The 25,991-nt window shown below is 43.2% G+C and carries 28 protein-coding genes and 1 pseudogene; 17 read left to right on the plus strand and 12 right to left on the minus strand.

Features of this window, described 5'->3' with window-relative positions; all coding sequences use genetic code 11:
- The first annotated feature begins 25 nt into the window (after positions 1 to 25).
- On the plus strand, positions 26 to 271 hold the full coding sequence (locus tag ABWT76_RS03350; protein ID WP_354635634.1) for a UPF0175 family protein: 246 nt from the start codon (positions 26 to 28) through the stop codon (positions 269 to 271).
- Entirely contained in the window at positions 268 to 750 is a 483-nt protein-coding gene (locus ABWT76_RS03355; protein ID WP_354635635.1) for a DUF3368 domain-containing protein, read from the plus strand. Before ABWT76_RS03350 ends, ABWT76_RS03355 begins: the two co-directional genes overlap by 4 nt.
- A gap of 354 nt (positions 751 to 1,104) precedes the next feature.
- On the opposite strand, the gene ABWT76_RS03360 is transcribed toward ABWT76_RS03355, so the two are convergent.
- Positions 1,105 to 1,350 (minus strand): hypothetical protein, encoded by a 246-nt coding sequence (locus tag ABWT76_RS03360; RefSeq protein ID WP_354635636.1) that lies wholly within the window; start codon positions 1,348 to 1,350, stop codon positions 1,105 to 1,107.
- 248 nt (positions 1,351 to 1,598) lie between these two features.
- Positions 1,599 to 2,042: a retroviral-like aspartic protease family protein gene (locus ABWT76_RS03365; protein ID WP_354635637.1), complete on the minus strand. Its 444-nt coding sequence runs from the start codon at positions 2,040 to 2,042 to the stop codon at positions 1,599 to 1,601.
- 160 nt (positions 2,043 to 2,202) lie between these two features.
- On the opposite strand from ABWT76_RS03365, the gene ABWT76_RS03370 reads away from it, so the two are divergent.
- From ABWT76_RS03370 to ABWT76_RS03380, 3 genes are all read left to right on the plus strand, one after another.
- Complete coding sequence (locus ABWT76_RS03370; protein WP_354635638.1) at positions 2,203 to 3,375, plus strand: cysteine desulfurase family protein; 1,173 nt, start codon at positions 2,203 to 2,205, stop codon at positions 3,373 to 3,375.
- Positions 3,376 to 3,690: 315 nt separating this feature from the next.
- The gene (locus ABWT76_RS03375) at positions 3,691 to 4,503 is read left to right on the plus strand and encodes a YdcF family protein (RefSeq protein WP_313890689.1); all 813 of its coding nucleotides are present in this window, start codon (positions 3,691 to 3,693) and stop codon (positions 4,501 to 4,503) included.
- 292 nt (positions 4,504 to 4,795) lie between these two features.
- Positions 4,796 to 5,320 carry an Hsp20/alpha crystallin family protein gene (locus ABWT76_RS03380; RefSeq protein WP_082349058.1) on the plus strand — a complete coding sequence of 175 codons (525 nt, stop codon included), beginning with the start codon at positions 4,796 to 4,798 and terminating at the stop codon, positions 5,318 to 5,320.
- Positions 5,321 to 5,736: 416 nt separating this feature from the next.
- On the opposite strand, the gene ABWT76_RS03385 is transcribed toward ABWT76_RS03380, so the two are convergent.
- Together ABWT76_RS03385 and ABWT76_RS03390 are read right to left on the minus strand one after the other, a co-directional pair.
- Entirely contained in the window at positions 5,737 to 6,666 is a 930-nt protein-coding gene (locus ABWT76_RS03385) for an ROK family protein (protein WP_354635639.1), read from the minus strand.
- A gap of 85 nt (positions 6,667 to 6,751) precedes the next feature.
- Positions 6,752 to 7,570 (minus strand): class I SAM-dependent methyltransferase, encoded by an 819-nt coding sequence (locus ABWT76_RS03390; protein ID WP_354635640.1) that lies wholly within the window; start codon positions 7,568 to 7,570, stop codon positions 6,752 to 6,754.
- Positions 7,571 to 7,638: 68 nt separating this feature from the next.
- Here ABWT76_RS03390 and ABWT76_RS03395 point away from each other — a divergent pair, with 68 nt between their 5' ends.
- Positions 7,639 to 7,785, plus strand: a complete 147-nt coding sequence (locus ABWT76_RS03395) for a hypothetical protein (protein WP_156332030.1) — start codon at positions 7,639 to 7,641, stop codon at positions 7,783 to 7,785.
- Between the two features lie 849 nt (positions 7,786 to 8,634).
- On the opposite strand, the gene ABWT76_RS03400 is transcribed toward ABWT76_RS03395, so the two are convergent.
- Positions 8,635 to 9,018: a response regulator transcription factor gene (locus tag ABWT76_RS03400; protein ID WP_190880359.1), complete on the minus strand. Its 384-nt coding sequence runs from the start codon at positions 9,016 to 9,018 to the stop codon at positions 8,635 to 8,637.
- Between the two features lie 557 nt (positions 9,019 to 9,575).
- Between ABWT76_RS03400 and ABWT76_RS03405 the strand changes: the two genes are divergently transcribed.
- The 3 genes from ABWT76_RS03405 to ABWT76_RS03415 all read left to right on the plus strand — a co-directional run bounded on the left by ABWT76_RS03405 (position 9,576) and on the right by ABWT76_RS03415 (position 13,031).
- Complete coding sequence (locus ABWT76_RS03405) at positions 9,576 to 10,529, plus strand: hypothetical protein (RefSeq protein ID WP_054469574.1); 954 nt, start codon at positions 9,576 to 9,578, stop codon at positions 10,527 to 10,529.
- An 87-nt stretch (positions 10,530 to 10,616) separates the two neighbouring features.
- Positions 10,617 to 12,419, plus strand: coding sequence for a sodium:solute symporter (locus tag ABWT76_RS03410; protein WP_054469573.1), 1,803 nt, complete (start codon positions 10,617 to 10,619; stop codon positions 12,417 to 12,419).
- A gap of 177 nt (positions 12,420 to 12,596) precedes the next feature.
- Positions 12,597 to 13,031 carry a peroxiredoxin gene (locus tag ABWT76_RS03415; protein ID WP_054469572.1) on the plus strand — a complete coding sequence of 145 codons (435 nt, stop codon included), beginning with the start codon at positions 12,597 to 12,599 and terminating at the stop codon, positions 13,029 to 13,031.
- Positions 13,032 to 13,146: 115 nt separating this feature from the next.
- Here ABWT76_RS03415 and ABWT76_RS03420 read toward each other — a convergent pair whose 3' ends face one another.
- The 3 genes from ABWT76_RS03420 to ABWT76_RS03430 form a co-directional block, all read right to left on the minus strand.
- A complete protein-coding gene (locus tag ABWT76_RS03420) occupies positions 13,147 to 13,623 on the minus strand; it encodes a CYTH domain-containing protein (protein WP_054469571.1) in 477 nt (158 codons plus the stop codon).
- Positions 13,624 to 13,806: 183 nt separating this feature from the next.
- Positions 13,807 to 14,802: a carbohydrate kinase gene (locus ABWT76_RS03425; protein ID WP_054469570.1), complete on the minus strand. Its 996-nt coding sequence runs from the start codon at positions 14,800 to 14,802 to the stop codon at positions 13,807 to 13,809.
- Positions 14,803 to 15,012: 210 nt separating this feature from the next.
- Positions 15,013 to 15,555: a DUF4168 domain-containing protein gene (locus ABWT76_RS03430; RefSeq protein WP_242050080.1), complete on the minus strand. Its 543-nt coding sequence runs from the start codon at positions 15,553 to 15,555 to the stop codon at positions 15,013 to 15,015.
- A gap of 174 nt (positions 15,556 to 15,729) precedes the next feature.
- Here ABWT76_RS03430 and ABWT76_RS03435 point away from each other — a divergent pair, with 174 nt between their 5' ends.
- The 5 genes from ABWT76_RS03435 (at position 15,730) to ABWT76_RS03455 (ending at position 19,020) form a co-directional block, all read left to right on the plus strand.
- A complete protein-coding gene (locus ABWT76_RS03435; RefSeq protein ID WP_190880372.1) occupies positions 15,730 to 16,077 on the plus strand; it encodes a helix-turn-helix transcriptional regulator in 348 nt (115 codons plus the stop codon).
- Between the two features lie 45 nt (positions 16,078 to 16,122).
- Entirely contained in the window at positions 16,123 to 16,398 is a 276-nt protein-coding gene (locus ABWT76_RS03440) for a hypothetical protein (RefSeq protein WP_054469568.1), read from the plus strand.
- 262 nt (positions 16,399 to 16,660) lie between these two features.
- On the plus strand, positions 16,661 to 17,941 hold the full coding sequence (hisS, locus tag ABWT76_RS03445; RefSeq protein ID WP_190880362.1) for a histidine--tRNA ligase: 1,281 nt from the start codon (positions 16,661 to 16,663) through the stop codon (positions 17,939 to 17,941).
- Positions 17,942 to 18,283: 342 nt separating this feature from the next.
- Positions 18,284 to 18,529, plus strand: coding sequence for a UPF0175 family protein (locus tag ABWT76_RS03450; RefSeq protein ID WP_054469566.1), 246 nt, complete (start codon positions 18,284 to 18,286; stop codon positions 18,527 to 18,529).
- Positions 18,526 to 19,020: a DUF3368 domain-containing protein gene (locus tag ABWT76_RS03455; RefSeq protein WP_054469565.1), complete on the plus strand. Its 495-nt coding sequence runs from the start codon at positions 18,526 to 18,528 to the stop codon at positions 19,018 to 19,020. Before ABWT76_RS03450 ends, ABWT76_RS03455 begins: the two co-directional genes overlap by 4 nt.
- Before the next feature lie 357 nt (positions 19,021 to 19,377).
- Here ABWT76_RS03455 and ABWT76_RS03460 read toward each other — a convergent pair whose 3' ends face one another.
- The 4 genes from ABWT76_RS03460 to ABWT76_RS03475 form a co-directional block, all read right to left on the minus strand.
- Entirely contained in the window at positions 19,378 to 21,156 is a 1,779-nt protein-coding gene (locus ABWT76_RS03460) for a hypothetical protein (RefSeq protein WP_354635641.1), read from the minus strand.
- The gene (locus ABWT76_RS03465) at positions 21,128 to 21,424 is read right to left on the minus strand and encodes a hypothetical protein (RefSeq protein WP_354635642.1); all 297 of its coding nucleotides are present in this window, start codon (positions 21,422 to 21,424) and stop codon (positions 21,128 to 21,130) included. Before ABWT76_RS03465 ends, ABWT76_RS03460 begins: the two co-directional genes overlap by 29 nt.
- On the minus strand, positions 21,424 to 23,145 hold the full coding sequence (locus tag ABWT76_RS03470) for a hypothetical protein (RefSeq protein WP_354635643.1): 1,722 nt from the start codon (positions 23,143 to 23,145) through the stop codon (positions 21,424 to 21,426). Before ABWT76_RS03470 ends, ABWT76_RS03465 begins: the two co-directional genes overlap by 1 nt.
- Before the next feature lie 308 nt (positions 23,146 to 23,453).
- Positions 23,454 to 23,969 carry a hypothetical protein gene (locus tag ABWT76_RS03475; RefSeq protein ID WP_054469561.1) on the minus strand — a complete coding sequence of 172 codons (516 nt, stop codon included), beginning with the start codon at positions 23,967 to 23,969 and terminating at the stop codon, positions 23,454 to 23,456.
- Between the two features lie 173 nt (positions 23,970 to 24,142).
- Here ABWT76_RS03475 and ABWT76_RS03480 point away from each other — a divergent pair.
- From ABWT76_RS03480 to ABWT76_RS03490, 3 genes and pseudogenes are all read left to right on the plus strand, one after another.
- Positions 24,143 to 25,220: pseudogene (locus ABWT76_RS03480) on the plus strand (ISKra4 family transposase).
- Between the two features lie 74 nt (positions 25,221 to 25,294).
- A complete protein-coding gene (locus ABWT76_RS03485; protein WP_354635644.1) occupies positions 25,295 to 25,528 on the plus strand; it encodes a hypothetical protein in 234 nt (77 codons plus the stop codon).
- Between the two features lie 45 nt (positions 25,529 to 25,573).
- Positions 25,574 to 25,765, plus strand: coding sequence for a hypothetical protein (locus ABWT76_RS03490; RefSeq protein ID WP_054469268.1), 192 nt, complete (start codon positions 25,574 to 25,576; stop codon positions 25,763 to 25,765).
- Positions 25,766 to 25,991 lie beyond the last annotated feature (226 nt).

The raw sequence follows: 25,991 nt of genomic DNA on the forward strand, positions 1-25,991 counted from the left end.
TGATTAAAAACATGGAGAAAAAGCTATGACAATTGTCATCTCTAATGAAGTTTTACAAAACGTAGAAATGTCTGAAGAGCAAATGCTCCAAGAAATTGCCATCATGCTGTTTGAACAAGAACGATTTACCTTGGCTCAAGCCAGTCGGTTTGCTCAGATGAATCAGCTTGAATTTCAAAAGTTACTTGCCAGTCGCCAAATTCCTCTACACTATGATATTGCTGAGTTAAGAGAAGATATGAAAAGTTTAGAAGCAAATAATTGGCGATGATTATTGTTAGCGATACTTCCCCCATTAGTAATCTGGCAGCCATTGGACAGTTGCATCTTTTGCAACAGCTTTATGGGACAGTGATGATTCCAGCGGCGGTTTATCAAGAAATTCTCAATTCTGGAGCCTCAGATTCCGCTACTTTAGCCGTAAAAAATTTTGATTGGATTCAAGTGAAATCAGTTAGCAATCTGGCATTGCTAAAAACTTTCCAATCTAACCTAGATCCAGGAGAGGCGGAAGCGATTGTTCTGGCAATAGAGTTGAATGCAGATCGCCTGATTGTGGATGAACGAAAAGGCAGACAAAAAGCGATTCAATCTGGGATTAAGGTGATTGGTTTATTGGGGATTTTGCTGGCAAGCAAAAAACAGGGATTGATTGCAGAGGTAAAGCCATTCTTGGATGCTTTAGTCGTGCATGGATTTTGGATTCGTAATGAGCTTTATGCAGAATTACTCCAATTATCAGGAGAGTAAGCGCGATCGCCTATATTTCAGAAACCGGGTTTCTTATTTAAATCTTGGTTATTGTGGCAACAATTATCCCAGAAACCCGGTTTCTTGGTTGCTTGATTGATTGCGTAGTTGAAGCGCGATTCGCGAGAGCAGATCCCGAAGCGGGAATCGCACCTTCGGGGAATCTACAATTTAATCAGCAAATATCTGCAAACATTCCTAATCTGTGGTTGGTGCGTTACGGCGCTATTAGAATTTGCTCGTTATAATTGAGAGTTTATTGAGCGCCTAACACACCCTACGAATATTGTTCGTGACCCCTTGTTGGATTCAAATCAATTAGCCAGATATCCCCTCGTGATGGTTTTAATAAATTCATGGTTCTAAACCATCAGCTAAAGTAACATCCCAGGCTTCTCTTTCTTCGATTTCTCCTGCCCAAGCTTCTGGATTATTGCGTAAAGCAGTGTAAGCTTGATTAGCTTCTTCCAAAAATTTCTGTTTTCGGTATTGCTCGATCGCCTTATCCAGAATTTGCGGGATTGATTCCCCAGAACGGGCAGCTAGTTCTTGCAGCATTTTATAAGATGTGTTGCCTATTTCGACTGTACAAAGTTCCATTGAATTCTCTGTTGTTTTTCAAATTATAAAATGATTTTCTTGATTATATGACAAATTCAGAAACCGGGTTTCTTGGTTCAATCGAGGGCGCTTGTTGCAGAAATTATCCCAGAAACCCGGTTTCTTGATGGGTTGCCTGGGATCGGAAACCGGGTTTCTTTGTTAAATCTCGGCTATGTTGCAACAGCAACGGAGAACCCGGTTTCTTAGTTTCTTGGTTTCTTACCAATTTTTTCAAATTGCCAACCCTACAAAATTGTTAAATAAGTTTCCGTGGGACTAATGGGCAACGGCTTCAATACTTGACGATTTAAGTCAACTTCTAACCCCAAAGATTCTAAGGGAATTACTCCCAAAAGCGGGTCATGTCCTCCCGGTAACTCCAAACACTCAAAAGTTCCTTCTCGGTCAAACATGGATATTTTTGCATCTTGGAAAATGCGGGCTTTACCAATCCCCATTGCCGTAGCTACATCGACTTCTTTGAGGATTTTTAAGCCTAATTGCGCGATCGCCTCTGGGGGTAAACATAAAGTCGTTGCCCCGGTATCAACTAAGACATTTTCCAAGGTGAGCGATCGCACTTCTGCCGGTGAAATTGTCCCATCTTCGGCGCGAATTTGGTCAGCGCGATTAATAATTGTCAGCGTTGTAAAAACTTTACCCATATCCTGCTGATTTGTTGCTTGCATAATCTCCTCCTAAAATAGTCGGAGTAAATTTTTATCTTTAGTCTAGCATATATTTTTATAAATTAGCATAAGCTTAACATTTATTTATCAATTTTATTGATAATAACTTGTTAAAATAATAGCGCTTTTATTAAAAAAATCATCCGAACCGAATATGATAATGAAATCTCAGCCAATTTATCTCGACTATCACTCTACTACCCCCGTTGACCCCAGAGTAGCCAACCGAATGCTACATTACATGACCAACGCTTATGGAAATGCCAGCAGCATCGACCATAGCTATGGAGATGAAGCCGAACAAGGGATTAAAAAAGCCGCCCAACAAATCGCCCAATTAGTCAACGCTAAACCCAAAGAAATTATCTTTACCTCTGGAGCCACCGAAAGCATTAATCTAGCTATACAAGGGCATATTTTATCGGTAAATCACCAACAATCTAAACTCCCAATTATCGCCGTTTCTCCGGTTGAACATAAAGCGGTTTTAGATACTTGTCAGGCATTAGCTAAAAAAGGACTATCGGAAATTATTTATCTGTCAATTGACCAACAAGGTCGATTAGATTTAGGCGAAATTGAACAAATCTGTCGCAGCGGTATTTCTCTAATCTGCGTCATGGCCGCCAATAATGAAATCGGCAATATTTACCCCATATTAGAGATTGGAAAAATTGCCCAAACTTATAATATCCCCTTTCTCTGTGATGCCTCCCAAGCTGTCGGAAAAATCCCGATTAATTTTTCCGCCTCTAATATCACTTATCTGGCCATCTCTGCCCATAAATTATATGGCCCCAAAGGTTCTGGGGCTTTAATCGTCAGAAAAGGAACGCACCTAGAACCGATAATTTTTGGTGGCGGGCATCAAAAAGGAATGCGATCGGGAACCCTGAATGTTCCCGGAATAGTCGGGTTAGGAGAAGCTTGTGAACTGCGACAGTTAGAAATGGCCAAAGATGAGGCAAAAATTGCTCATTTGCGCGATCGCCTGCAAAGCTTATTACAAGAAAAAATTCCTGGTTTAGTCATTAATGGCGATCGCGCCTCTCGACTAGCTGGTAATCTGCATATATCTATCCCTGGAATTCCCAACCATGCGATTATTGCCAGAGTCCGCCATCAATTAGCCATTTCCACTGGCGCCGCTTGTTCCTCTGGGGTAGAAACTCCTTCCCATGTTTTAACCGCATTAGGTTTACCTTCAGAAGCGATCGAAGGTTCCCTGAGAATTGGACTGGGAAAATTTACCACTGAATCCGATATTATTCAAGGGGCAGAACTTATCAGCAATGCCGTTGAACAAATCGAGATCATAAACCGAGTTTCTTAATTAAATCTTGGTTTAGTGGTTGGTGGTTGGTCGATCGTAGATACCGGGTTGCTTTAAGAAAGCCGGTATCTGCCAGATATAGGCAATAATCAAACTAACTCAATAAAATATTACAAATATCGATGATTTCAGACAGTTGGCTTGAACTTGGCTTGAGTCGATATTCTTGACTATCAATCCAATATCGCAGTGGCTAATTTGTATTGGTATTTAAAATCTAAACATAAGGAATTATAAGTTTGAGAGATGATTTAGGGCTGGAGTTTCCCTCTGAATTAATATAGGAATGCTATATTGTCCCTTGTGGCAATTTTATTGACTAATCGAGTTGAAATGTTTTTCTTTCTCTCAAAATTTCTACCCCTATTTTTCTATCCCCTAGGTTTAGCTTGCCTGCTGCTGGTCATTACCCTGGTTTTGTTTTGGCGGCGTCCTCGGTGGGTTCCCTATTTGCTGGGCGTGACTTTCATCGTCCTCATTTTAGGGGGCAATGGTTGGCTGTCCAGCGCCTTATTACGATCGCTGGAATTTCGGCATTTACCCCCAAATCCCATCCCACAAGCGGATGTGATCGTGGTTTTAGGGGGGGCAACCCGTCCTCATCTTGCCCCTCGTCCTTGGGTCGAAGTTAATGAAGCCGGCGATCGCCCCTTGTATGGGGCCAAACTCTACAAAGAAGGGAAAGCCCCTTTTTTATTGTTCTCTGGGGGTCGGGTGACTTGGCGGGGTGGCGTTGAAGGGTCAGAAGCAGCCGATATGACCGAATTAGCGATCGCAATGGGAGTGCCAAAATCCGCCATTATCCAAGAAGACTCTTCCCTGAACACCTATCAAAATGCGGTAAAAATCAAGCAAATTTTGCAGCAGTACAATCTGAAAACCGTGTTACTGGTGACATCCGCCACTCATATGCCGCGATCGTATTTAATCTTCAAAAAACAAGGCATCGACACCATCCCCGTTCCCACCGACTTTGTATTTATTGACAACCCATTAGCATCTGAGGGTGAGACCTGGGAGGCAACTGTGCTTAATCTGATGCCAGATGCGGAAAACCTCGTCATCACCACAAGAGTCTTAAAAGAATACCTGGGAATGTTCATTTATTTTCTGCGGGGTTGGCTGTAATCTTTTGTCGCGATCGCCTATTCCCTATCCGCTATTTCTGACTCGTTTTCTCCTCGCCTCCAGCTTGCTGACTCATCCCACGGACGGTTTTCCGGTGGAACAGGGGGGAAAACCGTCCCAGCTTGAATCTCTGAGGATTCATAGGTGTGGTAAGCACATAGAAAAAAGTAGGGTTTTCTGGATTTTCAAACTCTAAAATATTCGGCAATATAGAAACTGTAAAGAGCAAAACGCCAACCCAAAAGACCGAATCAAAACTTATTTTAAATCAAAAAAGCTCGGAGGCCCAACCATGATGAGATTAATGACTTTTCCTTTGAATGAACTGGATAAAATTTATCGTCAAATCGAGCAAACTTTAGATGACTCTTATAATGCCCCTGGACCGATTCCCGTTCGTCCTCTAGTCGAATTGGCAGAAACCGCCGATAGTTTGCTACTCCGAGCGATGCTGCCGGGAATTGACCGAGCCAAATTAAATATTGAAGTCACTAGAGAAGCGGTGTTAATTTCGGGAACTTATCTAGACAAACCCGAAACCGACAAATCCCAATTTTTCCGGTCTGAATTTCCTAGAGGGGCTGAGTTCCGCCGAATGGTTTCTCTGCCATTTGCTGTAGCCAATACCGCAGTAAAAGCCAATTATGAAGAAGGGATTTTGACTCTAACTTTACCAAAAGCCCCAGAAGTGATTAACAAAGTGGTGAAAGTTTCTGTCCTGGATTCCGATCAACCGGGTGCGGAAATTACCCCTAGAGGTGCTGAAGCCCAAGAACCAACGGATTCCGAAGCGTTGGATAATCCCTGGGAATCTTAGACCTAAGCTTGGTTACGCTGCCTGGTCATGGCGATAAAAGTGCAATTTTTAGGGGAATTATGATTGCTATGTAGAGATAACCCTTTCCACAGAACTGTGGAAAGGATTTTTTTTCTTTATAGCAATTTTCTATTGAATAAACCACAAATACTTGTAGGGGCGAAGCATTCTGGCAGATATTTCTTGCCTAAAATATTAATGTACGGGCGAAGCATTCCGGCAGATAGTTTATTGCTTAAAATATTGTAGGGGCGATTCGCGAATCGCCCCTACACCCTACACCCTACACCCTACACCCTACACCCTACACCCTACACCCTACACCCTACACCCTACACCCTACACCCTACACCCTACACCCTACACCCTACACCCTACACCCTACACCCTACACCCTACACCCTACACCCTACACCCTACACCCTACTGATACTTTGCCATGCTAATTTAGCGGCGCCGACAATACCCGCTTGGTTTCCTAATTGGGCTGGTAATAGTTGCAAACCGAGGCGACATTCTGGTAAAACCCGGCGTTCGATTTCCGCCCAAGTTGACGGTAAAAAATATTTGGCACTGGCACTAATACCCCCACCGATCGCGATCGCCTCTGGGCCAAGAACATAGATCAAATTGGCCAAACCTGCCCCTAAATAATGTCCGTAAGTTTCCCAAAACTCTAAAGCTTGGCGGTTGCCTGCTTCTGCCATGTGACCGAGTTTTTCCGGTTCCAGTCCCGTTTGGTGGCGAATAGCCGAAATACCGACATATTGTTCCAAAGAACCGCGATTTCCACTATTACATTCTGGGCCATAAAGATTGATGGTGATTAAGCCCAATTCACCAGCCGTACCCATTGGGCCGGTAAACAGTTGACCATCCAGAATCACTGCCCCACCGACCCCCGTGCCCAAAGTTAGGAGGATGAAATTCCGAAATCCTTGCCCTGCCCCTAACCAAGCTTCTCCCATTCCCGCGCAGTTAGCGTCATTGGCTAAAACCACAGGTTTATGAGTGTGTTTTTCCAGCAAATCAGCCAAGGGGACATTGTGCCAACCGGCTAGGTTGATAGCAACTTTGGCAATGCGTTTGCTGGCATCCACCGGGCCTGGAGTCCCCAGCCCAATGCCTAGACTTTCTCCTTGGGGGTCAATTTTGCTCACTGCTTGGGCGATCGCTGTTACAACCGCTTCCGGGGTGGAAGGTTGGGGGGTTGGCACAGATAATGAGGCCAGACAATTCCCTTCAGCCGTAAATTTTCCCAGTTTAATCGCTGTTCCCCCAAGATCAATCCCTAAAACTGTCTGCTTGGGGTCTTTTACTTCGGTTGCTGTGATATCTGTGGCCATAATTTTTTCCTGCAATTTTGAAATGTTGCATCAATGTTAAATCACTGTTGAATCATGGACTCTTCGATGAATCCGAAGATGATTATCACTGAATGACGCCGAGATAGTAAAGCCACATATCATCATTAGAATATAAATCACTTTCGCTGGTCAGTTCTAAGCCGGTTTTCCAGGAATAGATTTTAATGTCCCTAAAATTGGGGGTGATTTGCTGTACCTGTTCTTGGGGGCGGATATAATAAGTCTGCAAGCGAAAATTGTGGGATTCATCTCTGAGGATGGCATAGCCAGAAGATTTTAGGTGATCCCAGGTAATGCCCGGATTGCATAACCGCAAAAACCCCCACATAACTAAGTTGACATAAGTTTTGATCGGGTTAAAACTCAGGTGTTTTTGCCAATTAAATTCCGGTGCCATTGCTTGAAGATTATGGCTAGAAAAATAAAAATATCCTCCGGACTTACCGACGCGGCGAATTTGCTCAAATACCTGGAGGCGATCGCCGTGAGAAATATAGTCAATGCCATTAAAGCTAAATAAAATAAAATCAAAATAATTTTCGGGAAATTGACTTAAATTTCTGGCGTCACAAACTTCTAATTGGATGGTCTGAGAATAGGCCGAAAATCTTTTCTGACAAGCGGCAATCATTTGCGGCGAATAGTCGATGCCGATATATTCCCCGACCAGAGGAGCAAAGTGTTGAGTGGTGCGTCCTCCTCCTACCCCCATATCGAGCATTTTCATCTGCGATAGTCGCGGTTTCAGCCACTTCAGAATGGTGGTTTCGGCGGGTTGTAATTGTTTCAACTGGGCATAATGTTGGACAACTCCCGGAGTTGAATAGGTTTTATGATTATTTTGGTCAATCATGGGCAAGTGCTTGGGCAAGTTCTTGGACAAGTTGGTTCTCCACTTGGTTCTCCACGGGGCTTTTTTTAGCTTAACATCCTGGAGTCAAAGATTTAGAAATGTGGATTTGCTGTTTAGGAGTAGCGGTTAGAGGGCGATCGCTCATAACTATTGCCGATATTACCGACTACTGCCGATGCCGACTATTGCCGATGCCGACTATTGCCGACAAAAAAAAGCTAAGAAAACTTGATGAGTTTCCTTAGCCGTTGCTTAAAAATAACCAGAGTTTAAATCAGGTTTTCACCGAGAATCAGTTCACTACTCACGATGTCAAAATCAATGAAATCACCCCAATGCTTAAGGATAAGTCTAGGCCAATGATTTCAGTACCCTAGCCGAATTGATCCAAGCGGCAAATTCCCGATAGTTTTATTATGGCAAATTAATCAATCAACCGGCCAATAGTCTATTGCCAATATCCAATTTATCCAAAAAGCTATTCAAAAAGTTAGTCAAAAAGCCATGAGTTTTTTGGCGGAAAGGCAATCAAAAGCAATCAGGGGTGAGGATGGGCTGTTCCCCAGGGCGCGAACCGCGAATTTTCTCTCTGCTTGGGCTTCGGCTTTTATCGCTTATGCCTGATTTTTGGCAAAAAAAAAGCTAGAGGAAATCTGGCAGGTTTCCCTAGCTTTGGTTCAATAATCAACCAGAGGCAAACTTTATTTTTTTACCAAAAAAATTAATTTTTCATTATTATTTCGGCTTGTTTGAGTTGGGCAAATGACCCCCATGGTCTGTACAGACCGTTGACCAAACAACTGGTCTTAAAAGATGAGATAAGTGATTGCGCGGATTGTTTTCTGACTCATAGCTTAATTATTACAGATACACTGTGATGAATTCAAGTGGGCTATTGCATAGACCCATTTTTTCTGAGGAATTGAGAAGTCTTCTGAGATCAGCCCGTTGGGGTGAGACGTTAATCAATCGGTTTAAATGGCGATCCTGAGAAGTCTGACGCACAAAAATAGACACACGGCAAGCATAAGCACCCAGGGTCAATTTGAGTTAGTGCTCTTGCTGCTGCTAGGTCTTGTGTGCCCTGCCAGACCCTATGGGATGGGGGTGAGTTCTCTGATTTCCAGTTGTTCCTCAATGGTGGCTAATAATTTACGCAGACGCACGGGTTTACTTAAATAAGCATTTGCACCTAATTTTAAGGCGCGATCGCGCTCTTCCCATTCAGAACAACAAGATAAGAAGACAAAAGGAATTTTGGCGGTACTCCGGTGTTCGCGCAGAGTTTTTAACACCTGATAGCCCTCTAAATTTGGCAGTTTCAGGTCACAGATAATCAAGTCTGGCTCAAATTGTTGAGCTAATTTGATTCCCAGAAACTCGTCATCAGCCGTCTTAATTTTAAATTCAAAGCCTAAAAAATCCGTTAAGCAGGACAGAAACAGCCGATCGCGATCGATAATTAAAATTTTTTTCATGGGTGGTTTTTTCCAACAAATTGGCTAATTTTTCTAAAAAAAATGCCCCTTATTACCTGAACCAAAGAAGATAATGCTGAATATTTCAAAGCTCAATAAATTTATTTTTAAATAAATTAAAAATAAATTTATCTAAACCTTTGATTATTTATTATCGCCCAAAAAAACTGGAGATTAAGAGGTCTATTGCAATTATCCACTTTTGCCGGATTGACTGGTGCCTGACTGAAAGTTTTTATTAAATAAATTTAAATCGATAAATTTTCCTGAAAATTTTCATTTTCCGGGATTTATCGCGACTTTACTATAGCTTAACATAATTTGATATTGCCTGTGACCTGATTATCTCAGAATGTTTTTCCCCAGGGTCTGACTAGATTCAGCTTGTATAATTTTCTGAGGATATCCCGCAAATCCGGTAATGGGAAAAATTCAGATCGGGTTGGCGCGATTCCCTAGGGGATAGCTTCGCTTCATGCCCTCGTGGGAATACCAATCGGAACACCCAGGCATACACCTCTTCATATACATTACCCACCATCATAAAAATCGCAAACATGAAAATTCTTTGGGCACTTGTCGCAGTTCTTTCGTTCGCCCCGGCTGCCTGGGCGGATCCCCCTCCGGGATCGGGACGGCGTTTGACTGAATATGGCGACAACTTTGAAGAACCGGGGTGGACTTATAACTACAACAATCCCAAATTGCATAACCAATATTATGACCCAGGGTCAGGGTGGACAAATATTATTCCCGCAGGCAACCCACCCCTGGGAGTTTCGGCGAATGGCAGATGGCAAGAAGGGACAGTCCGGGGACATCCCGATATGGTGGAACAGGTGAACACACCGAGAAGGGGACTCCGTGGTAGCAATTTTGCTTTGCGGTTACAGACGCGGAATTCTGGGGCTCCTGGACGAACTGAAGGCACCTTACAGCAAGATGATTTGCTTCACGTTGCCAACGGCAGAACTGGCGCCAATACGCCAGTGGGTAAAGGATTGAGTGTCGTGACCCGGATTTATTTACCGCCCCTGAAAGATTGGGAAAAGCGCCAGGGGTATCATATCGGGTTTCGCGTCGGGGCAAGTGGTCATAAACCGGGGGAAAAGCCGGGGTCTGTGGACTATTGGCCCGGTATTTGGTTGTGGTTGAATCAAGATCAGAATGGCAATAACGATCATTTCCGCATCGTTGTGCGTTCTGATAACGAAGGTCAAGATGTGATGGCCACGGAAACACAATATACTCGCACCGGATGGTGGACTATCGGGATGTCTTTTAATGCCGATGGTTCAATTAGTTATTATGCTAGACCGGGAGTTGGTGATTTAAGAAGGAGTGATTTGTTGGTGTTTCGCCAGGGTTCTCGGAGTCGGGCGGCTACTTATACCCCTTACAACTTGTTGTTTAACGACCTGGATTATCTATTCTTTTCTCTGGCGAATATCGATGGCCAATGGTCAACGGAATTTATTATTGATGATATCGCGGTTTATGCTGTTGAATAATTTATCGCCATGTTGATATCGTTATGTTGATTCCGTAGTAGGGTGGGCAATGCCCACCCTACAGTTGTTGAATTAATCGGGAGTTTTATGCAAATCTTGGATTATGTGATTGTCATCGCCTATTTATTGGCGATTGTGGCGTTGGGATTGTTTTTCCAACGCAAAGCTTCACAAGGTATCGAATCTTATTTTTTGGGCGATCGCAATTTACCGTGGTGGGCTTTGGGGGCTTCGGGTATGGCTTCCAGTATCGATCTATCGGGAACAATGGTGATTGTTGCCTTGATTTACGCCTTGGGAACGAAAGGATTTTTTATTGAAATTCGGGGTGGCATTGTCCTGGTGATGGCATTTTTTATGATTTTTATGGGCAAGTGGAATCGGCGATCGCAAATGATGACCCTAGCGGAATGGATGCAGTTGCGGTTTGGTTCGGGAAAAGAAGGAAATTTTGCCCGTTTAATCAGTGCAGTAGCTAATCTAGTGATCTCGATTTGGATTATTAGTTACTTTGCCGTAGGTGGGGGTAAATTTTTTGGTCTATTATTGGGAATTGATGACCGTTTTGCCGCAATTTTTATGATCTTCGTATCGATGCTATACACTGCTGTTAGCGGTTTTTACGGAGTAATTTGGACTGATGTTGTGCAAGGGGGATTGATTTTTGCGGCGATTATTTATATCTGCACAGTGGCTTTACAAACAGTGACGTTACCCGCTGAATTTGCTATTTCTGTACCCTTAGCCCATGATAAATTTCAACAAATTACCACTACCTTGACGGATTGGAGTAATATTTTCCCCCCAATGGAACTCAGCTTACCAGGTCAATATTCCAGTTATAATTTGTTCGGTGTCACCATCTTTTTCTATCTGTTGAAAACCTCTCTGGAAGGGGTTAGCGGGGTGGGTGGCTATATGAGTCAACGGTATTTTGCCGCGAAGAGCGATCGCGAAGCAGGTTTACTTTCCCTATTCTGGATTTTCTTGCTTTCATTTCGTTGGCCTTTGGTCACGGCTTTTGCCATTTTAGGCATTCATTATGGCATAACCAACGAAGTGATTGCCGATCCAGAATTGGTTTTGCCCAAGGTAATTGAAGTTTATGCACCCGTGGGGATGAAAGGGTTATTGGTCGCGGCTTTGATGGCCGCAGCGATGTCTACTTTTAGCTCAATCATTAATGCGAGTGCTGGTTATTGGTTGAAGGATATTTATCAACGATTAATTAAGCCCGATGCCTCTAAAAATGAACTGATATTTCAAAGTCAATTGGCCTCAGTTGTCGTTGTATTCCTAGGCTTGCTGTTTAGTTTTCCCGTGGTGAATATTAATGATATTTGGGGCTGGCTGACCCTAGCATTTGCTTCAGGTTTGTTTATGCCTTTGCTACTACGTTGGTACTGGTGGCGGTTTAATGGCTACGGCTTTGCTGTAGGAACTTTAGCTGGTATGATTGGGGCGATCGCCATCAAATTAAGCGGCGTACAATTACCAGAATCACTCAACTTTCTGATTCCCTGTTCTATTTCTTTATTAGGCTGTATTCTCGGCACCTTGTTGACCCCTCCTACTGACCATGATGTCTTGGATAATTTCTATAAAATTACCCGACCTTTTGGATTTTGGCATCCCATCAGAAAAAATCTCCCAGACAACATTCAAGCCAAAATTAACCGCGAAAATCAGCGAGATATTTTAGCCACATTGATTGCGGTTCCTTGGCAGTTAGTTTTATTTATGACTGGCATGATGTTCGTGACCAAACAGTGGGAACAGTTCGGAATTTTACTCCTGGCATTAATTTTGCTCTCCATTGGTTTATATTTCACTTGGTTTCGCCACTTATCTAGTGAGGTAAAAGTAGATTTAGTGGATTCAGGGGAATAAAAATCCAATCATCCCACGGGTTAAAACTCCTGGGATGATTTAATTCTGCCATTAATTCTGCCATCGCTCAAACTTATTGATACAATAAGATTAAGTAGGGTGGGCATTGCCCACCAACTCTCCTAAACCTGATATAATTCTCAGACGAACTATTATGGTGATTAGGTAATCAGAATTATGGCTTTAACGGCTGGCACAATTGCTCCTGATTTTACGGTTAAAGATACCAACGGCAACACCGTGAAACTCTCTGACTTTAAGGGCAAAACTGTGGTGCTTTACTTCTACCCCAAAGATGACACCCCTGGTTGCACCAAAGAAGCCCAAAGCTTCCGAGATTCTTATGATGAATATAAAGGAAAAGATATGGTTGTGCTGGGGGTCAGCATGGATGATGAAGCCTCCCACAAAGCCTTTACGGAAAAATATGGTTTGCCATTTCAATTATTAGCGGATGTGGATGGGGCAATCACCAAAGCTTACGATGTAGATGGTGGAGGTTATGCCAAACGAGTCACCTATATTATTGATAGCGAAGGGAAAATTTCCCAAGTGATTGATAAAGTAAATACCGCCACTCATGCCCAAGATATTTTGGCAGAAGTTGGTTAATTTTATCCTTTGAATTTAACCACAGAGACACAAAGAACACAGAGATAATTTTATTTACTTTGTGTCCTTTGTGTCTTTGTGGTTAATCATCTGTGCTTAATAATTAAAAAAAGGATTAATTAATGCCCCATTCTTGATAGGGATGTTCGGCTAAATAGGCATTAAAATAACGCCTATCGCTCGTAACTTCGGCCCCGATCCAATCAGGAATGGTGATTTCTTGATCTTCAGAGTTTAGCTCGACTTCTGCTAAGATTAACCCTTGATTGTTGCCATGAAATTCGTCTACTTCCCAGATTAATTCTCCCAGGGATATTTTATATCGCGTTTTTTCAATTACCGGCTGGTTGCAGAGAGTTTCGATCATTTCTTGGGCATCTTTTATCGGGATGGGATATTCAAATTCTGGCCTTGCCCCACCCATTTTTCCTGGGCCTTTGATGGTTAGATAACCGCGATCGCCCACAATTCTAACTCTGACGGTTTTACCTGCTTCGTTGGCAATATATCCTTGGGCATACAATTCACCGGAACCGAGCGATCGCCACTCATCACTTTTAACTAAAAATTTGCGTTCAATTTCTATGGCCATATTCAATTAGATTTAAGGTGAAATTATCAAAGTAAAATTATCAATCAATCCCTAAAATCGGGGCAATATGGGGTGGGCAATCCCCAAGCTTCTGAATGGGTCATTCTTCTAGTTAATGAATTTGCTCAAAAAATCGCCCCGATCGCAACATCGTCAATGGTGATTAACGGTGATTAATGGTGATTAATGACTAGCTAAAAAAGCTTCCACTTCTGCCCGGGTTGGTTGGGCGGCGATCGCTCCTGGTTTCAGCGTCGTCATTGCTCCAACTGCCGTTGCAAATTGCACCATAAGTTTAACTTTTTCCGCATCTTGGAAACTGCTAATTCCATGCTGGCAAATTTGCTGCACAATTCCCGCAACAAAACCATCCCCAGCCCCAGTGGTATCGCTCGCATTCACATCAAAAGCGGGCAGGATTCCTTCATTTTCCCCCAAGCAATAAGCACAGCCTTTATTCCCATCAGTCACTAACACCCCTTCGATTCCATCTAAACGATAAGTAATCGCCCCCGGATCGGTGGTATTAAATAACCATTCCGCTTCTTCTACGGTGACTTTCAAAAAATCAATTCTTTTGAGCAATTCAGCAATCAATGCGGGGGACTCTTCGGGATTCGGCCAAAACACATCCCGTCGATTCACATCCAATAACACTTTGACATCATAAATATCCGCTAGTTTCAAAGCCCGATTAATGGCTTCACGGCTGTGGGGATAGGCCATTTCTAAAGTACCTAAGACCAGAAATTCAGCGTGTTCAAACAACTCCACCGACAAATCCTTGGCGCTGAGATAGGTATCCGCAAATTCGTCAGGGGCGGCATCCTTAAATCCGGCAAAGGTGCGATCGCTCCTCGTTGCGGATGCAATATCGCCTTCTGCCGATCGCAGCACATAAACTTGGCGAGTGGGTGCTGTCTCATGGCGTTGAATGCCTCGACAATCAACTCCCTCCTTTGCCAACAGTTGCACCAGAGACTCCCCTGGTTCATCTTTGCCCACACAACCGACAAATCCGGCAGAAACACCCAATTTCACCAAAGCACAAGCCACATTTGCCGGGGCTCCACCGGGATAAGGTGTCCAAGACTTCACTGTTTCAAGGGGTTGACCCGCTTGATCCGCCAACAAATCAAACAAAACTTCACCGAGACATAGAACACGGGGATAGTTCATGGCGATACTCCTGCATTGCAATACAGATTAAAGGTAACAGGTCATCGAGGAAAAGTTATTTGTTGGTTGTTGGTTGTTGGTTGTTGGTTGTTGGTTGTTTGTTGGTTGTTGATTGTTGATTGTTCTCTCCTCTGCCCCTGTGCTCCTCGGTCGGTGAGCGAAGCCTGTCCTGAGCGCAGCCGAAGGGCCGAACCGCCGCTCCCCCGCTAATTACTTCGCCTCTTGCAAACCAATGGCAATGCGTTCGCCAAATTCTGGATCGATGTTGGCTAAACTTAAAAGCTGTAGATACTCTTGCCTAGATAAGCCCGCTTGCTGGATAATTTCCTCAGCTTGGGTTTCAATTTCTTTCTCCAGACCCTGAGATGCTACTCCAGTCTCCGCAGCGAGGAGTTCTCCTTGGCGCCGGTCAATTAACTCTAAGACTTGTAAATAGGCTTGGATAAATTGGCTGACTTTTTCCGAGGGGATGCTGTTGATATCAAAAATCGGGGGACTGATTTCTGATTCCGTGACCACGGTTTGAGGCGGCTGGTTGATGGGGGATAACTCCTGAGCAAGGCAAACGGAAGCGGGCAACCAGAATAGGGCAGATAAAATTAAGCCCAGAGTTAAGCCCAGAATTCTTCTGAGTGCTTGTCTCCAAGATAAAGTGAAAGGATGATTAGGCAAGTGCGATCGCATCATCATTAAGTCCTGTGCCGTCTCTGTGATGGGAACCCCCGATCTATCTGGAGTTATGGAAAACGCCATCAGATCGTCAGGGCTTTACTTTATATTGTGCCGATATTGTGCCGATATTGTGCCGATATTTTGCCCGTTGGTGCGATCGTTTCACCGGAAATTTAGGGAATTCAACACCAGCCTTGCGGATACTAGGGTATAAATATTAAAATCTAAGCAGATATACAGATATAGAAAATGCTTATGCTTGACGGGGATTCTCAAAACAATGCAACCCTTTCTGACCGGGAATTACAAGTCATTGAACAGGTCGCGGCTGGTTTAACTAACCAAGAAATTGCCGAGCGGCTGGAAATCAGCAAACGAACCGTAGACAACCATATTAGTAACATTCTGAACAAAACCAAAACCAGCAACCGCGTGGCTTTGGTGCGGTGGGCCCTGCAAAGTGGCAAAGTTTGCATTGATGATGTGAACTGCTGCGTGCTGCCACAAACGGATATCAGTGATTCTACTGAGAATATGCCAGAGGAGTCAGACACCCTGACAACTCAAGCGGTGACTACCGAAGTCAGCCCAATGGATTCGTGAGCCAAATTCCCTGAATAAAAGTCAAATTCGACCTAGATGAGTGAGATGACCAATCAAACTGTCGGACAAAATCGTTTACAGTATCAAATTCCCCGACTGCCTTTGGCGGTTTATCGGGAAGTTTTAGCCCATATCCGTCAAGTGGTTGGGGTGCAAGCGGGTTTGATGCCACAAACTTCCCCACAATTTGATTATTCCCAAAGCCAGGTGGGGGGTTTGTGGATTTCTTATCCTCCAGAGATTTCCGCAGCAGACCGCCAACGGGTTGAGCAAATTTTGCAGTATTATGGCGATCGCTTTGGAGATTGGCAGGTTTGTTAATGGTTGATCGTTGATGGTTGATCGTTGATGGTTGATCGTTGATGGTTGATCGTTGATGGTTGATCGTTGATGGTTGATCGTTGATGGTTGATGGTCGAGCGACGTAAATGCTAAATGCTAATTGCTAATTGCTAATTAGTGAGGTAGATTTGCTAAACTTAGCTAATATTTTTTCGATATTTGGCTGGCAATCTCAAGCCGATCTCTGAAATCTACCGAAATCTTAAACATAAGAGTAAAAGTAATAGAATCTAACATTTGAATGGGTACGATTAAAGCTTTACGAGGAACGCGGGATATCCTGCCGGAAGAAATTGGCTATTGGCAACGAGTGGAGGCAACCGCGAGAGAAATTCTCAACCGCGCTGCTTATCGGGAAATTAGGACGCCGATTTTTGAGGAAACTGCCCTGTTTGAACGGGGTATCGGGGAAGCTACCGATATTGTGGGCAAGGAAATGTACACTTTTAGCGATCGCAAGGAGCGATCGATTACCTTGCGACCAGAGGGCACTGCTGGGGTGGTGCGTTCTTTTATTGAAAATAAGCTGCATGGTCAAGGTGGGGTACAACGTCTCTGGTACACTGGGCCGATGTTTCGTTATGAACGCCCCCAAGCAGGGAGACAACGGCAATTTCACCAAATCGGTGTTGAGGCGATCGGCACCGCAGACCCCCGCGCTGATGTGGAAGTTATTGCTATTGCTACGGATATTTTGCAAGCTTTGGGGCTGAAAAATCTGCATTTAGCCTTAAATTCTGTGGGCAATTCCCAAGACCGGCAGCGTTATCGGCAAGCGTTGGTGGATTATTTGACCCCATATAAAGAAGAATTAGACCCAGACTCCCGCGATCGCCTGACTCGTAATCCTTTGCGAATTTTGGATAGTAAAGATCAAAGGACTCAGGAAATTGCCCTAAGTGCGCCGAAAATATACGAGTATCTTGGCCCGGACTCGCAAAAACATTTTGAACAAGTGCAAACCCTGCTGAATGATTTGGGGATTTCCTACGAGTTGAATCACCGTTTAGTCCGGGGTTTAGATTACTATACTCACACCGCTTTTGAAATTATTTCTGATGACCTCGGTGCTCAGGCAACGGTCTGCGGGGGCGGTCGTTATGATGGTTTGGTGCAAGAGTTGGGCGGCCCAGAAACTCCCGCAGTGGGATGGGCGATCGGTTTGGAACGCTTGATTATTTTATTGCAGCAGCTTGATGCTACCCAGACAACGGCGATCGATTTTTATGTGGTGTCTCGCGGGACCGCTGCGGAACACCAAGCCCTGAAAATCGCCCAAAAACTCCGGCAGTCCGGCTTTTCCGTGGAGTTAGACCTGAGTGGTAGTGCTTTTGGCAAGCAGTTTAAACGGGCCGATCGCAGTGGGGCGGTAGTTTGCCTCATTTTAGGCGACGAAGAGGCGGCTAATGGCACGGTTCAGGTGAAATGGTTGAAAACTGGCCAACAAGAGGCGATCGGGCAAACAGACTTATTCAGCCAATCATTAAATATTAGAAACCGGGTTTCTTCGGCTGCTTTATAGAAAACACACCTCTGTAGGGGCGAAGCATTCGGGCAGTTAATTCTGGGTTATCACGGTAAAGATAATTACCCGAATGCTTCGCCCTTACGCGGCATTTAATCCTGGGTTTTCACGGTAAAAATAATTACCCGAATGCTTCGCCCTACAGCGGTTTTCAGATTACTGAACCACGGTAGGGCGAAGCATTCCGGTATCAGGCTAATCTTTTCAGCAATAATTTGTTTGCCGGAATGCTTCGCCCCTACAGAAATGGCGGGGGCGACTACGAGGCGATCGCCCCTACAATTACCACAACCCCGGAAAGAATTGCTATATAATAGTTAAAAACATGGATGAAAAGCTATGACCATTGTCATATCTAATGAAGTTTTGCAGAACGTAGAAATGTCTGAAGAGCAACTGCTGCAAGAAATTGCCATTATGCTGTTTCAACAAGAGCGATTTACCCTAGCTCAAGCCAGTCGGTTTGCCCAAATGAATCAGCTTGAATTTCAAAAGTTACTTGCGAGTCGTCAAATTCCTCTACACTACGATATTGCTGAGTTAAGAGAGGATTTCAAAAGTTTAACAGAAAATAATTGGCGATGATTATTGTTAGCGATACTTCCCCTATTAGTAATCTAGCAGCGATCGGACAGTTGCATCTTTTGCAACAGCTTTATGGTACGGTGATGATTCCAGTGGCGGTTTATCAAGAAATTCTCAACTCTGGAGCCACAGATCCCGCTACTTTAGCCGTAAAAAATCTTGATTGGATTCAAGTGAAATCAGTTAGCAATTTGTCATGGCTAAAAACTTTCCAATCTAACCTAGATCCAGGTGAAGCGGAAGCGATTGTTCTGGCAATGGAGTTGAATGCAGATCGACTGATTGTGGATGAACGCAGAGGTAGACAAAAAGCGATTCAGTCTGGAATTAAGGTGATTGGTTTATTGGGGATTTTGCTGGCAAGTAAAAAACAGGGATTAATTGCAGAGGTAAAGCCATTATTAGATGCTTTAATCGTGCATGGATTTTGGATTCGTAATGAGCTTTATGCAGAATTACTCAAATTATCAGAGGAATGCGATCGCGACTGATTTAGAAATCGGGTTTCTTATTCTCTCGTTTCTCTCGTTCTCTCGTTCCCAGGCTCTGCCTGGGAATGCCCTTCTAGAGGCTCTGCCTCGCGAACAAACCGTTGAATCTAATTACTCAGTAAACGCTTTTACTAACTCTGCTTCATCCCATCCCGTTTGTTCCATTACTTTGTCTAGGACGTTGGCTAATTCATCTTTTAGACACGGATTCTAAATCATTCATCGGATAAAAATAACCAATTACTTTGCCATCGTGAAAAACCGCGATTCGCGCAGCGATCCGCGCTTTGCGGAAGCGCTTCTTTTTGACTGTGTAATATAGCTTAGGTCAGTTGGTTAAGTTCTCCATTTCAGTCTTTAACTCGTAAACTCAAGCTGACCTTTTTCTATCAGTTTCCATTGATTCGACCCGAATTTGCTAACTTTAGCGGGTTTAATCAGGGTAAATTTGCTGAATCCACGCGTGTATTTCTGACAGTTAAATAATAATTCCATCGTGTTATATTCTGTTTCCTTGCCTATTTTGGATTTTTTGGGAAATAATACCACAATAGAAGAATCTCTATGTAAAGATACAACTACATAGCGAGCATCATCGGCCTCTTTTGTTCCCAGAATAGGGGTGACACCATTGTTACGGGCTTCGCTAAAATTTGAACACTTAACGTAAACAACAGAATATTCAGATTTTTTAAAGAATTCTTCTGAGGATTCGTTAAATGTTTTAACACATTCTATAACCTCCGGTGCTATAACCTCCGATGAACGTTTATAATTGTCAGCCGGTGGCGGATTAGGGTTTGTTTCTTGAACCCGGTTATATCCTTCTGGTTCGTCTTGTTCTTCCTCCTCTGCCTTGTCTATATTATTCAGGTCAGTCACTTCTGTATGGCGATCATCTTCTTCATTATTCAAGTTATTTTCATCTGGTTGAGATTGATCGGCCAAACTATTAAGCTTTTCATCCCTATCTCTTTGTGAATCTTCGTCATTTAATGTTTCACCAGGCGAGTCAGTTAAATCCTTTTCCTTGTCCCGATCATACTGCTGAGTTGGTTGTACATCGTCGGGTAAACTGTTTTCATTTTGATTAGAGGAATTTTGGTTATGATCTGAGCCTGGCTGTAATTTCGCCATTATTTGAGATGGCAGATCCCTCAACAGAGATAGCAGATCCTTTTGCTCTGGTTGCAATTTCTTCATTATGTCAGATACCCGAGTCTCTAACTGAGACGGCAAAGTCTCTACAGTTTCTAAAGCTTTTTGCAATTCCTCAATTTTAGGCAACAGGTCATCTAACTGAATTGACAATTCTTTAGACTTTTCATCTGGCTTTTTGTTTAGAAACTCAGAAATTTTATCAGCCAATTTTTTTTGTTGGCTGGTCAGTTCTTGCTCTCGCTGACTCAGCCCTTCAATTTTTTTATTTACATCTGAAATAGTTGAGGACAATAATTCTTTAATATCCTTTAAATTTTGTAGTGGTTCGCGCATCTGCGAAATCTCATCGATTGAAGTTTTCCAGGAATCTCTCTCCTCTTTAGTGATTACGCTACTCTGAAAGCTATTGTTTGATTCAGCTAAGTTTTTAAATTCATCTTTTAGTGAATTGATTGATTTATTTATTTCACTTAATTCACTCGTTTTATTCTCAGAATCAACATCTGGGGTTTTCTTGACTTCTGCTAACTTCGACTTATCCAATTGTTTCATCAGCAATATCAATAGCAATCCCAGAGAAATGGTACTACATATAAAAGTAGAAAATACCAGATAAACAAAATCATATTGTGCTGGCTTACGATTATTTTCCTCTAATTTTTTGAGTACCGTTTCTATAGAATCCAGTCGTGGTATTATGTTGGAATCGTTGGGTAATTGATCGCTGGCAGACGATTTACTCTCAGTGCTTGTTGCACCTGTTGTCCCCAGAGACAAAGCATTCAGTTTTGCTTCGATACGCTCGAAACTTTGGTTGAGTTTTTCTATAACATTATCGTCTGGCTTAACATCAGGATCTATAGACTTAACAGTTTTGTTAACCGTTTCTAATAAACTTTTAATTTCCGCAAGTTTAGCTTTAGATTGATTTTTCGGAATGTTTTTTTTAAAAAAAATCATTAAATTTTGTGTCAAATATTGTTAAATTTTTTGTGAAATTATCATAGGCAAAATCATCAAAACTTATTGTTTTTTGCACATTCTTAAGTTGCTCTTTTAATTCATCTAAATCAGATCCGATAGTGGGTTCTTTTCCCACAATTTCGTTAGCTGTAGGTGTTGCTGTAGTATCAGGATTCTTTTGTGTGGGCTTGCTGCCGGTATATCCGCAGCCACCCAGCAGACTTAATAGAAAGACTGCTAATAAAACATTGCTGAATTTTCCTTTTCTGATTTGTCTCATTAGTCTTTTCCCGCCAAACAACATAACAGACATTTTAATCCCAAAATAAACGGAGGCTCTCCAGTGCTGATATAGTCGCGTTCTCCATGAATGTCTTCCAGAGCAATTTTTACTTTTCTTTTGATTTTTGGCAAGATTTTTTTACGCTGATATTCTCCCAGAGGCGGGATAATTTCTTTCATTTTCAATTGCTCTACAGAATTGTCAAAAGCTGTCAGAAAAGCCTCAAGATTAGTTAGCTCTGACACCTCAAATTTATTAACTATCTTCGGGAAGCTAATTCGTTGGTTAGCCTCCACAGTGATGATTTCATTTGCTTTACCAGTTACTTTACATTGTTCCCCGGCAAATACCTTATTTTCATCTTCTGCATTCATGCCTGTCAGTTGTGTGTGCTGCTGATCTGCCACCAAGCCACAAGCGACTTCTGCTTTAGGTTGCTTGCTCAGACGAGTCTCTGTCTCTTGTTGAATATCATCAATACCGGCTCCTGCACTGAGCATTCGACTTAACAATTTATTGATATCGGAATTTTGGGTAAATTTACCTCCAGAATCAAGCCAGTGTAAGAGTCGAGAACCGTTGCCACCAATCAGAACAGGAGTAATTTTTAGACTAGCAATCTTCTTTTCTTCAAATAAACCTTTGAGGATAATACCCAGATAGTAGTACAGACCAGCAATCCCGATCGCGGCTCCCTGAATAATTTCCCCAAATTCCGTTATCGATTTGTTGCCGTCAGTGTTGATTGGCTCCGTCTTTCGTTTATCTTTCAGCCATTGCTCACTCTTTCGCCGTAGCGCAGTATCTACCTTGGCAGAGAATTTTTCCTCACCTTTGGCTTCTTCATCAGAAATTTTTACTTCTGATTGGTCGTCGTTAGCCTTATCAGCATTCTTAGGATCATACTTGATAACTTCTTCGAGAAACTTAGGCTTGATAAATTGGGAGAACAAGAGTCTCCCCCCTAACTTAATCGAACATTGATGAATGATACTATTTTTTTGCCAAATGGAGATATCCGCAGTGCCACCACCCAGGTCAATGCAAGTAGTATAACCTAACGATTGCTTTTCCGCAGACTCAAAGTAGTGAGCCAGAGCGATACTTTCAGAGCGGTAATACCTGCCTTTTTGTTTCGGCAAGCAGTGATGAGTCATCCCCGTTTTTTGACCTAACTCATTAATAATGTTTGCCCATGTTGCTTCATATATTCTTTTATAATTGTTGGAAAAAGCGGTAGGATAGGAAATCGTCCACTCGATTTTCCTAACACCATTTTTAGCCGCTTCTGCCGCAATCACTAAAGCCAAATGTTTTAAAAATAGCTCCTTGTAGGGGATATCACCAGTCCGCCATTTGAGTTCGGTCTCAATATGCTCTTGAGTCGAATCGAAATTTGAAATATCTTCAGGAATATAGATTCGTCCATCAAAAATAGGAATGGTGTTACCTCGATGTCCCTCGGTGGTGAGCACCGTCGCCAAAGGAAAATCTTCTTCTTTTGGCGAGCTAAAATATCTATAAAGTGCTGCCGCTCGCCCATTGTCATCAGTGTTGGTTACTTTAAGCAACAAAGGATCCCAAGTTAGTGGCTGGGCTAGTCCCCGATCTGGTTGATAGTAAACATGGGTGAACGAAGTGCCAAAATCCACTCCGACTCTCCAAGTTTTGTTTGGATCTAGAGAATTAAATTCTTCAGGCTTTGTTAGCAAAATCACTCCCACTGCTGCCGATTGATGACCTTTCTGGCAAATCATGTAGGAAGGAAATTTTGTCAACCGAGTGATTTGGAAATCGACCAATTTCTCCGGGTGGGCTTGGGAAAACACTTGGGGAAATACCACCTGAAACCTTGTTTTAATTTTATGATCTAAATCTCCTGATCGGTCATCATAGTAGAAAGCATAGTATTCAGACCATTGAGCAGGTTTATCAGGTTTATCAGATTTATCAGATTTATCAGATTTAGACTTCACGTCAAATTCAAAATTTGGCCAGAGTTCCAAAAAAGGGATGGCTTCTGTTTCTATGGCATTTTCTTTGCGATCGCATATTGTTTAGTCACCTTATATGTTCCCCCAGAGAGAGGAAGCTTAATTGTGACGCTAACTCCAGACCGCGAATCAATGACAACTGGTTGCAACTCCAGAATTTCGTTCAACTCTGTAGCGCTAAAATAATTCAGCAGTTTGGGATTAATCGGTAATAACGGAGTTAAGTTCTTCTCATTATTCTTCTTATTATTATCTACGTTATTATCTACGTTATCATCTACGTTATTATCTACTATGTAGGTTAGCTGTTCCGTTCCCTGGGGCAACTGTGCTCCCGGAAGTTGACTGTCTCCTTTAAGAAAATAGAACTCTGCTAAAAATAAGTCGGCTTCGGTCAAGTATTCTCCTTTATAATTGCGGAGAAACTCATCTCGATTAAATGCTTGCAAACTAACTTTATAAATCCAAATATCTTTGGCATTTTGATCGGACCATTGTCTAGCTAACTTCTTTGGATCTGGGATAAATAAAACTTGTGCGCCAGCCACTTGGCTCCCAAGCTTAAGCTGAACGCTGGAAGGTCTTGATGGCGGTACGATCGGTCTGTCCAGAGCTTTTTGCTCGGGTGCATCTCAGTTAGGCAATAAGTAATTATACTCAATGAAAAGTTCCCTCGAAACAGTCCATAATTGAGGCATTGTTGACAACCCTTGACCCATGAATCCCCAAAAGCAGGCGCTCACTCCAGCAACACCTTGACGCGATTGCCGAAATTCTCTACCAGGAAGCCAACCCCTCTGACCTCACCACCCTTGAAGGCATTGAGAAAAGTGTTCGCTCTCTTGCCCAAGAACACCTCTTGCCTCAACTGGGAATTTTTTTATCCACACGGCGACCGACCGCCACAGCGGAAAACAACGCACCCTGACCAGTATCCTCGGCAAACTAACCCTCACTACAGCTCAAGCTCAACAACTGCAAGTTAAACCAGGAACTCGTTGGAGTCCATACTTTGAAAAGTGCTGTTGGACGGTCAGTGCCAATAGCTCCTACCAGAGAGCCGAAGAAGATATTGCGATGCTTACAGGGGTGAAAGTCTCCCACAGTACGCTGCAACGCTTTGTGCAACGAGAGGATTGGTGTGAGCTAAAGATAACTGAACCAATTGAGGAACTGAGCGCCGATGGCGGCATGATTCGCCTTCGCACCGGGGCGGGTCAACCCGGAGAGTGGCGAGAATACAAAGCGTTAAATGTGCATAAGCAAGGGGGTGTAGCGTTCTTCAAGGATAATCAAGGACTACTGGAGTGGGTGAATGCCCAACCCCGTCAGGCACAGTTCACCTGCCTGGGAGATGGTCATGATGGGGTGTGGAACATCTTTAGTGGCATTGGTACGCCAGAGCAGCGGATTGAAATACAAGGGTTGGTATCACCTCATGGAAAATGCCCACAAGGTGCAGGGGACACCAGCCCAATTGAAGCCGATCCGAGCATTGCTGTGGCGAGGGGAGACCGAGAAGACGATAGACTATTTGCGCCAAGAGCAATTTCGGGGAGCCACAGGGTTGATCAACTACTTGTTGCATCACCAAAAGCGCATCATTAACTATGAGGCTTGGCAAGAAGCGGGACATTCGATTGGTTCGGGTCGGGTGGAGTCGTTGGTGAAACAAATTGGGTTGAGGGTGAAGTTGCCTTGGGCACTTCGGGCTACCGGAGAATGTGCCCAAGGTGCTGAAGCATCGCTGTGCGTACCTGAATGGGGCACTCGCTGCTTGGTTACCTCCAGCAATATAATATACTTTTCCTGAGTATATATACTTATCTCATAACTGAGATGCACCCGTTCTAATCCAATGGCAGTCATGGTGATGGCGCATCTAAAAACCCAAGCGACCAGCGGCAACTCCCAAGAAAGATTACAATGGAAAATAGCGGTAGCTAAAAGCCTTTATCAAAAAGGATATAGCCGCCAGCAAATTTTGGAGCTATTTCGGTTAATCGCCTGGATGATGACCTTACCAGAAGAACTGGAGAAGTCTTTTAATACAGAAATCACGAATTATGAGGAGGAAGCTAAAATGCCCTATATCACCCCCTTGTAACGCTTTGCTATAGAAAAAGGACGGCAAGAAGGAATTCTTGCAGGAATGTTAAAAAACCGTCAAGAGGATGTAATTGAAATCCTAGAAACCCGGTTTTCTCCGGTGCCCGCCTCCCTAGCTGAGACAATTAATCTGATGGAAGATGCGGCGTTATTAAAAACTCTGCTTAAGCGGGCGATTACTATTGGTTCGATCGCTGAATTTGAGCAGTTAATTCAAGAACTAACTCAGCAATAAGCGATTCTCCCTTTAAACCCAGAAGCCAAAACCCAGAAACCGGGTTTCTTGTTTGGTATCACAGTTAACTGTTATGCCCACAACAGAAACCCGGTTTCTTTTTCGGCAGCAACCCGTTTTTGTTCCTTGAAGCGATCGCACCAAGCGGATACCAAAGCAGCGATCGCCCCCATAGCAAATTGAACCATAGAGAAATTACTTCAGCACTGGCATTTCAGGAGTCTTG

Origin of the sequence: Planktothricoides raciborskii GIHE-MW2 (assembly GCF_040564635.1) — a bacterium.
Lineage (GTDB): Bacteria > Cyanobacteriota > Cyanobacteriia > Cyanobacteriales > Laspinemataceae > Planktothricoides > Planktothricoides raciborskii.